Annotated in this window: 4 protein-coding genes, 16 tRNA genes and 1 rRNA gene; 3 read left to right on the plus strand and 18 right to left on the minus strand. The window is 41.2% G+C overall.

Going from position 1 to position 7,008, the window contains the following annotated elements; all coding sequences use genetic code 11:
- Together rrf and ACIQ7T_RS27720 are read right to left on the minus strand one after the other, a co-directional pair.
- Positions 1 to 90, minus strand: a 5S ribosomal RNA gene (gene rrf, locus ACIQ7T_RS27715); the annotation flags it as partial.
- 614 nt (positions 91 to 704) lie between these two features.
- On the minus strand, positions 705 to 1,784 hold the full coding sequence (locus ACIQ7T_RS27720) for a cysteine desulfurase family protein (protein ID WP_370083769.1): 1,080 nt from the start codon (positions 1,782 to 1,784) through the stop codon (positions 705 to 707).
- A gap of 91 nt (positions 1,785 to 1,875) precedes the next feature.
- Between ACIQ7T_RS27720 and nadB the strand changes: the two genes are divergently transcribed.
- Genes nadB through nadA form a run of 3 tightly spaced genes read left to right on the plus strand, consistent with a single transcriptional unit; the run spans position 1,876 to position 5,369 of the window.
- Positions 1,876 to 3,462, plus strand: coding sequence for an L-aspartate oxidase (gene nadB, locus ACIQ7T_RS27725; protein ID WP_370083763.1), 1,587 nt, complete (start codon positions 1,876 to 1,878; stop codon positions 3,460 to 3,462).
- Entirely contained in the window at positions 3,419 to 4,279 is an 861-nt protein-coding gene (nadC, locus tag ACIQ7T_RS27730; protein ID WP_370083765.1) for a carboxylating nicotinate-nucleotide diphosphorylase, read from the plus strand. Before nadB ends, nadC begins: the two co-directional genes overlap by 44 nt.
- On the plus strand, positions 4,266 to 5,369 hold the full coding sequence (gene nadA / locus ACIQ7T_RS27735) for a quinolinate synthase NadA (protein WP_402875284.1): 1,104 nt from the start codon (positions 4,266 to 4,268) through the stop codon (positions 5,367 to 5,369). The genes nadC and nadA overlap by 14 nt, the downstream gene beginning before the upstream one ends.
- 158 nt (positions 5,370 to 5,527) lie before the next feature.
- On the opposite strand, the gene ACIQ7T_RS27740 is transcribed toward nadA, so the two are convergent.
- The 16 genes from ACIQ7T_RS27740 to ACIQ7T_RS27815 all read right to left on the minus strand — a co-directional run bounded on the left by ACIQ7T_RS27740 (position 5,528) and on the right by ACIQ7T_RS27815 (position 6,962).
- Positions 5,528 to 5,599: transfer RNA gene (locus ACIQ7T_RS27740), tRNA-Glu, on the minus strand.
- 2 nt (positions 5,600 to 5,601) lie between these two features.
- Positions 5,602 to 5,692: transfer RNA gene (locus ACIQ7T_RS27745), tRNA-Ser, on the minus strand.
- Positions 5,693 to 5,701: 9 nt separating this feature from the next.
- Positions 5,702 to 5,778 (minus strand) — tRNA-Asn (locus ACIQ7T_RS27750).
- Positions 5,779 to 5,782: 4 nt separating this feature from the next.
- Positions 5,783 to 5,859, minus strand: a tRNA-Ile gene (locus ACIQ7T_RS27755).
- 1 nt (position 5,860) lies between these two features.
- Positions 5,861 to 5,934: transfer RNA gene (locus tag ACIQ7T_RS27760), tRNA-Gly, on the minus strand.
- Between the two features lie 5 nt (positions 5,935 to 5,939).
- Positions 5,940 to 6,015 (minus strand) — tRNA-Phe (locus tag ACIQ7T_RS27765).
- A 16-nt stretch (positions 6,016 to 6,031) separates the two neighbouring features.
- Positions 6,032 to 6,107: transfer RNA gene (locus tag ACIQ7T_RS27770), tRNA-Asp, on the minus strand.
- A gap of 4 nt (positions 6,108 to 6,111) precedes the next feature.
- Positions 6,112 to 6,186: transfer RNA gene (locus ACIQ7T_RS27775), tRNA-Met, on the minus strand.
- Positions 6,187 to 6,235: 49 nt separating this feature from the next.
- A tRNA-Ser gene (locus ACIQ7T_RS27780) sits at positions 6,236 to 6,328 on the minus strand.
- 13 nt (positions 6,329 to 6,341) lie between these two features.
- Positions 6,342 to 6,418, minus strand: a tRNA-Ile gene (locus ACIQ7T_RS27785).
- Positions 6,419 to 6,425: 7 nt separating this feature from the next.
- Positions 6,426 to 6,499 (minus strand) — tRNA-Met (locus ACIQ7T_RS27790).
- A 26-nt stretch (positions 6,500 to 6,525) separates the two neighbouring features.
- Positions 6,526 to 6,601: transfer RNA gene (locus ACIQ7T_RS27795), tRNA-Ala, on the minus strand.
- Positions 6,602 to 6,607: 6 nt separating this feature from the next.
- Positions 6,608 to 6,684: transfer RNA gene (locus ACIQ7T_RS27800), tRNA-Pro, on the minus strand.
- Between the two features lie 13 nt (positions 6,685 to 6,697).
- Positions 6,698 to 6,774 (minus strand) — tRNA-Arg (locus ACIQ7T_RS27805).
- A 19-nt stretch (positions 6,775 to 6,793) separates the two neighbouring features.
- Positions 6,794 to 6,882: transfer RNA gene (locus ACIQ7T_RS27810), tRNA-Leu, on the minus strand.
- A gap of 5 nt (positions 6,883 to 6,887) precedes the next feature.
- A tRNA-Gly gene (locus tag ACIQ7T_RS27815) sits at positions 6,888 to 6,962 on the minus strand.
- Between the last annotated feature and the right edge of the window lie 46 nt (positions 6,963 to 7,008).

Consider the following 7,008-nt stretch of genomic DNA (forward strand, 5'->3'; position numbering starts at 1 on the left):
GGGAAGCCCCCAACTACCATCGGCGCTAAAGAGCTTAACTTCCGTGTTCGGTATGGGAACGGGTGTGACCTCTTTGCCATCATCACTAGACTATTAGTTTTCAATATACTTCGTATTCTGAAAGCCTTATGTATTTCGTTTTGAAGTTTTTATTACCTGTCCTTCAAGACAAGAATTATTGTATAACGTTTTCTCACATTGTGCAACACTTTTTTATAAAAGAAAAGAAATTATTACTTTTCGAAGATATTTTTGTTATGTAAGAGAAATTATCACTCTGCTATTTATTATAACAATTGCTTAATTAAAAGAAAACAATTAATTTATCAGAAGTGTTTTTATCTATTTTAATTCATTAAAAAACACTTTTTCCGATATGAGCTACTCTTTTCTGACTGTCGAGACACTTCGCTTTTTGCAGGAATCTTTAATCTACTACAGGATCAATCAGAGTAGCCCTTCGTTACAATCAACTAAACAAGCAAAATATAAACGAAAAACTATTTATAGATTCACTCAACATGCCTGTTAATTTATCATTCCAAAATTATTTAATTATAATTTTCAGGTTTCATTTTATCCTCAATCATATTATCCCTAAATTTACTGCTCAGGTGAAAGAACATTTTTGACGCTTCGCTCACGTTATAGAAAACATTTGACTGACGTTGCACTTTCGTTACAAAAAACATCTGCTAAAGAAGTTAAATAACAGAAAGAGCCATTTGTAATCGATCAATTTCCTCAAATGTTGTTGCTGGACCAAAAGATACTCTAAAAAATTGACGTGCCGCTTCCATAGAATAGCCCATTGATAAAATCGCCTTCGTACCAGACTCACTATGAATATCGCAGGCACTTCCTGTGGAAATACATATCCCCGCTTCATTTAATTTTAACAAAACGTATTGCCCCTCTACTCGTTTCATTAATACACCACAAATATTAGGCAATTGCTCCTTACTCTCAATGATTTGACACGTTTCTTGTAAATTTTCCTTAAAGCTTTGACGTAATGCTTCATAATACTTCCGCTCATATTGATAATCTTCAATCGCCGTAGCAAAAGCGACAATAGCTGGAGTATCTAATGTTCCTCCCCTTAGCCCATGCTCATGCGTGACACCTGGTGCTAATGCAGGAACACAGAGCTTAGGATTAATATAAATAGCCCCACATCCTTTTGGCCCACCTATTTTATGGGCTGAAACTGTAATAGCATCTACTTGCTGTTTTAACGGAAGTTTACAGTAGGACTGTACACAATCAACATGCAAGAGAACGTTTAATTGTTTTGCAATCTCGGCTATTTCTTCAATAGGTTGAATAGAGCCTATCTCTGAATTTACATGTTGGAGAGTGATTAAAGCCGTATCTTCTTGTATTGCTTCTCGTAGTTGCTCCACATGAATACAACCATCCTGCTGTAAAGGTAACTTTGTGACTACAAAACCCATTTTTTCAAGTGTATTTAAAGCCGCATGTACAGAAGTGTGTTCCGCTTGTGATGAAATAATGTGCTTCCCTTTATTTGACGCTAAAGCTAATGACAAAATCGATATTAAATTGCCCTCAGTTCCGCTTCCAGTAAAAATGACACCGTCACTATTTACTCCAAGAGATTTTGCTACGACAGCTCTTGCCTGCTCAACAAAATAATTCGCTTGCCCTCCTAGATCATGTAAGCTTGCACTATTCCCATAATACTGCTTTGCTACCTCACAATATGCTGTAAGAGCTTTTGGAGTCATTGGAGAGGTTGCAGCGTAATCCAAATATATCATCATATTCTTCCCTTCTAGTTCATCAGGTCTTGTTTTCTCTTTTATTTTATGTAAAGATATGTGTCAAGACAACTGTAAAGAAGGTATATGTATGGATGTAATGACAGATGTACTTATTATTGGAAGCGGCGTTGCTGCACTTCAAACTGCTCGACTACTCGAAGGACATTTTCAAGTTCAGATAGTTACAAAATGTTCAATTAAAATGAGTAGTTCTTATCGTGCTCAAGGCGGTATTGCTGCCGTTACAAGTCAAGAAGATCATCCAAAGTTTCACATTGCTGATACGTTGATTGCTGGTGAATATCATCATGAAAAAAGGAATGTTGAAGTACTAATAGAAAACGGCACAGAAATTATACGTGATTTATTAAATGAGGGCTTCTCAGTTGATCGACAAGTTGATGGGTCCCCGGCTCTAGGCTTAGAGGGGGCACATAGTCATCACCGTATTTTACATGCAGGTGGTGATCGTACTGGCCAAGTAATGATAGATTATTTGCTCAAACAACTTACATCTAATATCGTTGTGAATTGCTATGAAATGGCTTACGAGCTTTTATTGAATACAGATGGAGATTGTGTTGGCGTTCTGACAAAAGGAGCAAAGGGAATGAAGCGCTACCTTGCCCACCACGTCATTCTTGCGACAGGAGGTGCGGGTGCTCTATATTCTTGTACGTCTAACTTTGCTACGAATACTGGAGATGGTATCGCTTTAGCATATTGTGCTGGAGCTGCCATCAGTGATATGGAATTTATGCAATTTCATCCGAGCTTACTTTGGTGTGGAGGGCAGGCCAAAGGATTAGTCTCTGAAGCTGTACGTGGCGCCGGAGGAAAGTTTGTCGATGCACAGCGTCGTCCCATAATGAAAGGCATACATGAACAGTTGGACTTAGCACCACGCCATATAACTGCACATGCATTATTTAATAAACGTGCTGTTGAGCAAGAAACCTTTATTGATATTTCAAGTATCGAAAACTTTGAAGAAAAATTCCCTACAATTGCTCAGCTTTGCTATGACAATCATGTTAATTTACAAGATGGATTAATTCCTGTAGCACCAGGTAGCCATTTCTTAATGGGTGGTGTTGTTGCTGATGCCATGGGAAGAACATCTATTCCTAATCTATATGCAATAGGAGAAGTTGCTTGTACTGGGGTGCATGGTGCCAATCGTTTAGCTAGTAACTCTCTTTTAGAAGGCATTACGTTTGGACAAAGAACAGCCCAATACATTATTCAAACAGGTTGTAAGCAAAATAGTTTCTTAATTAATGACAAACATCACCAACAAACAATGCCATCATTATTGACAAAAGATCAATTACAACAAATGATGATGCACACGTTAGGCATTGTGCGAAATCCTATTGATATGGAACAATTCGTACAACAATTGCCCCCAATGCAAACACTGCTTCATGTTGATTTAGATGGCTTGAATCGACAGGAACTCGAACTTTACATGATGCATATTGTAGCTACATTAATGGCGCACGCAGCCATTACACGAAAAGAAACTCGCGGAGCACATATTCGCATTGACAGACCACAAGATGATCATCGTTGGGCAAACCGTTGGATCATTTTTCAACAAGGACAGATGAAAGTGAGGAATTCATTATATGAATATCATCAAACTCGAGGAATTGCTAAAACAATTTTTTAATGAGGATATAGGCGATGGGGATTTATCGAGTGAATTTATATTTTCTCCAGAACAGCAGGGATCTTTTTCTTTTTATGCGAAGGAAAGCGGCATTTTTTGTGGAGCCCCCATTATAAAGTATGGATTTCTTCTACTTGATCGATCTATGGATATTATCCTTTATAAAAAAGATGGAGAAAAAGTCAATGCTGGTGATATTCTTGCTGTTATCCAAGGACCACTTCAAAAATTATTAATGGGTGAACGTGTCATTTTGAATCTTATCCAGCGCATGTCCGCTATTGCTACGGCTACAAATTTAGCGGTACGAGCAACAGCAGGTACTAATGCGAAAATATGCGATACACGCAAAACAATGCCTGGAATGCGTATGTTAGATAAATATGCTGTTAGAATCGGTGGCGCCTATAACCATCGCAATGGTTTATACGACGCGATCATGCTAAAGGATAATCATATTGCTTTTGCAGGTAGTATTACTAAGGCCGTACAGGCAGCCCGTGAGAAAATCGGTCACACCATTAAAATCGAAGTCGAAATCGAAACAAAAGCTCAATTAGATGAAGCAATTGCAGCCGGTGCAGATATCATTATGTTTGATAATCGTAGCCCTGAGGAAATACGTGAATGGCTCCCAGCAGTTCCCCCACATATTGCAACAGAAGCTTCAGGTGGCATTTCGCTTCATAACTTAAATACCTATGCTGAAACAGGTATTCAATGGATTTCACTCGGAGCGCTAACACATTCAGTAAAAGCCTTTGACATTAGTGCACTTGTACAAACGAAAGGAGCTAATTCCATTGTCCATCACTAGTTTATTACAACAAACATCACTACTACCAGAGCATTACCGTGTATTATCTAAAAATGACATGGAATCTCGCATTATAGCCATAAAAAAGAAATTAGGTAGTAAGCTCTTCATCCCTGGGCATCATTATCAAAAAGATGAAGTAATTCAATTTGCAGATACAACAGGAGATTCCTTGCAGCTTGCTCAATTATCAGCAGCTAACAAGGAAGCTGAACATATAGTATTTTGTGGCGTACACTTTATGGCGGAAACAGCTGATATGCTCACAACTGAACAGCAGCATGTTTACTTACCTGATATGCGTGCAGGCTGTTCAATGGCAGACATGGCAGACATTTATCAAACAGAACAAGCATGGCCGATTTTACAGGAACTCTTTGGCGATACCATTATCCCTCTAACATATGTCAATTCTACTGCTGCCATTAAAGCATTTACTGGGCGTCATGGTGGAGCCTGCGTAACATCGTCCAATGCAAAAGAAATGGTTAAATGGGCATTTACGCAAAAACCACGTATTTTCTTTTTACCAGATCAACATTTAGGAAGAAATACTGCGTATGATTTAGGAATACCGCTTGAAAATATGGCCGTTTGGAATCCTCATACAAATAAGCTTGAGACAGATCAGTCTCCAGAAAACATTCAAGTCATCTTATGGAAGGGACACTGCTCCGTCCACGAAGGTTTTACAGTTCAGCATACGGAGCTTATACGTCAAGTTCATCCAACTATGCGTATCATTGTTCATCCAGAATGTAATCGTGAAGTTGTTGCTGCTGCAGATGATGCAGGTTCTACAAAATACATTATCGATACGATTAATAAAGCACCGAGTGGTTCTGCATGGGCAATCGGTACTGAAATGAATCTTGTGAATCGGATAATCCAGCAGCACCCTGATAAGCAGATTATCTCTTTAAATAAGAATTTCTGTCCTTGTCTTACAATGAATCGAATTGATCTTCCCCATCTACTTTGGTCATTAGAAAGTATAGAAAAAGGGCAGCCACATAATCGTATTCGAGTAGATGCTCACACTGCTGAAGAAGCACGTAGCTCACTTGAAAGGATGCTTTTTAGAGCATAAATAGCAAAACGTCTACTCATTTCTGGTAGACGTTTTGTCTTATAATTACTGATCTTCTACGTAAGCATATTGTGATCTTCATTAACCTTAGAATCTTAAAAACTATTTTTATACAAAAAAATGCAGTAGATGTAAATTACATCTACTGCATTTCAGTATGACCCGTACGGGATTCGAACCCGTGTTACCGCCGTGAAAGGGCGGTGTCTTAACCACTTGACCAACGGGCCAATGGCGGAGAAGGAGGGATTTGAACCCTCGCGCCGGTTACCCGACCTACACCCTTAGCAGGGGCGCCTCTTCAGCCTCTTGAGTACTTCCCCACAAAAAAATGGCTCCGAAGGCAGGACTCGAACCTGCGACAACCTGATTAACAGTCAGGTGCTACTACCAACTGAGCTACTTCGGAAAAATGGTGGGCCTAAATGGACTCGAACCATCGACCTCACGCTTATCAGGCGTGCGCTCTAACCAGCTGAGCTATAGGCCCTTGGAGCGGGTGATGAGAATCGAACTCACGACATCAGCTTGGAAGGCTGAGGTTTTACCATTAAACTACACCCGCAAATATGGTGGGTCAGGACGGAATCGAACCGCCGACACTTAGAGCTTCAATCTAATGCTCTACCAACTGAGCTACTGACCCATATTTTTTAAAAAAATGGCGGTCCCGACCGGGATCGAACCGGCGATCTCCTGCGTGACAGGCAGGCATGTTAACCGCTACACCACGGGACCATTTTGGTTGCGGGGGCCGGATTTGAACCAACGACCTTCGGGTTATGAGCCCGACGAGCTACCACTGCTCCACCCCGCGTTAATAATATCTTCTTTTCGAGTTTTTCAAGCACCATTTAAATATAAACTGGAGGAGGTAGAGGGATTCGAACCCCCGCGCGGTGTTACCCGCCTGTCGGTTTTCAAGACCGATCCCTTCAGCCAGACTTGGGTATACCTCCGTAATTATATAAATGGTGGACCTTGCAGGACTCGAACCTGCGACCGGACGGTTATGAGCCGTCTGCTCTAACCAACTGAGCTAAAGGTCCTTTAAGATGGCGGCAGAGGGGATCGAACCCCCGACCTTACGGGTATGAACCGTACGCTCTAGCCAGCTGAGCTACGCCGCCAGGATCTTTATACTGGTTATCTTTTATGGTGGAGCCTAGCGGGATCGAACCGCTGACCTCCTGCGTGCAAGGCAGGCGCTCTCCCAGCTGAGCTAAGGCCCCATAAAATGGTCGGAATGACAGGATTCGAACCTACGACCCCTTGGTCCCAAACCAAGTGCTCTACCAAGCTGAGCTACATTCCGATAAATATTAATTTGGCGCGCCCGACAGGAGTCGAACCCATAACCTTCTGATCCGTAGTCAGACGCTCTATCCAATTGAGCTACGGGCGCTAATGATTAAAATAAAAAATGGTGCCGAGGGCCGGAATCGAACCGGCACGGTAGTCACCTACCGCAGGATTTTAAGTCCTGTGCGTCTGCCAGTTCCGCCACCCCGGCACATTTGGAGCGGAAGACGAGGTTCGAACTCGCGACCCCCACCTTGGCAAGGTGGTGTTCTACCACTGAACTACTTCCGCATGTGCATAAGATTTATTTATCCTGGCAATTATGAAATTTTAAAAA

It is taken from the genome of Lysinibacillus sp. NPDC096212 (assembly GCF_044763105.1).
Lineage (GTDB): Bacteria > Bacillota > Bacilli > Bacillales_A > Planococcaceae > Lysinibacillus.